We start from the raw sequence: 1,391 nt of genomic DNA, 5'->3' as shown, positions 1-1,391 counted from the left end.
TGTGATGTATCGGGACATGGGTGACAGTTCTGTATCAGGACATCGGTAACACTTCCTGTGTCAGGACATCGGTGACAGTTAGATGGTTTTTGGTCGCCGTCCGCGGGGTCTGCCGGAGCTAACGTATTTGGTGCCGGGCTTGGGCCAGCGGTGTTCCATGATCTCGGTGCCGTCGTCGTCGAAGACGAGGAGGTGGTCGGTGGTCTCGACGAGATAGACGGTCTGGCCGGCGAGGGCGCGGCTGATGTGGAACCGGGTTTGGCGGACTTGGACGATACCGTTCCGGGCGACCGTGGTGCGACGGATTCCGTCCCAGCCGACCGGTCGCTGTTGATTCCTCGGCCGGGGCGGGTCGGTCTTCGGTGTGGCCTCCCAGGCTTGCCGGGGTGTGATCCTGCCGGGCAGGGCTTGATGCGGGCGCTCGGTGTTGTAGATCTCGTCGAACCGGTCGACCTTGGCTTGGAGCTCCTCGAGGGTCGCCGCGATGGGTTGCTTGTCCAGCCAGCGGAACAGGGTCTGGTGGAAGCGTTCGTTCTTGCCCTGCGTGGTGGGTTTGTAGGGTTTCCCCGTGATCGCCTCGACGCCCAGCGAAGTGACATAGGTGACGAGCTGTCCGATGACGCCGCGCCGGGACGGGTTCAGTGCGGCCCCGTTATCGCTGAGGAGTCGCTGCGGGACCCCGTGGGCCGTGATGCCTTTCTTCACCACGGTCAGGGCGCCCTCGGAGGTTTCTCCCCACGCGACGTGGGAGGCGACCGCGAAGCGGGAGTGGTCATCGATGAGTTGGAAGATCACGCATTTCCGACCGCCGGTGAGGACGTATTCGGTCGCGTCCAGCTGCCAGCACGCGTTCGGCGCGGGATAGACGAACCGCCGGAAGGAGGCCCGGGGTTTCTTCCGCGGCTCGACGCGGGCGACACCAGCATCGCGGAAGATCCTGGCCAGCGATGCCGTCGATGGGACCGGGGTCATCCCCAGCGACCGCATCTTCTCGTGGACGCTGATCGGCCCATAGTCCAGACCCGATCCCTCTAACACGGCCCGGACCCCGATCGCCTGCTTCTTCACGTCCTCGGCCATCTGGTTCGGGCTCGAGCGGGGCTTTCGGGAGCGCGGCTCGAGCGCCGCGGCCTGGCCCTCCTCGAGAGCTCGCTTCTTGATCGAGTAAAAGGTCTTGCGAGAGATTCCGTGCTCAGCACAGAACGTACTCACCGCGCCTCGCGGAGCATCAGGCGGCCACTGAGTTATAGCGAGACGGACACGGGGATCAACGGGTTCGAAACGAGTCATCCCTCAAATGTGAATCAGGGAGAAGTGTCACCATCAAACACGGCCGAATGGTCACCGATCTATTGATGCAGAACTGTCACCGATGTCCTGAGACATAACAG

Annotated in this window: 1 pseudogene; it reads right to left on the bottom strand. The window is 63.3% G+C overall.

Annotated features, from left to right (window positions below):
- Positions 1-34: 34 nt before the first annotated feature.
- Positions 35-1,212: pseudogene (locus E3O50_RS16710) on the bottom strand (integrase core domain-containing protein).
- Between the last annotated feature and the right edge of the window lie 179 nt (positions 1,213-1,391).

It is taken from the genome of Cryobacterium sp. MDB1-18-1 (genome assembly GCF_004402735.1).
Taxonomy (GTDB): domain Bacteria; phylum Actinomycetota; class Actinomycetes; order Actinomycetales; family Microbacteriaceae; genus Cryobacterium; species Cryobacterium glucosi.
This window is presented reverse-complemented; position numbering and strand designations above follow the sequence as displayed.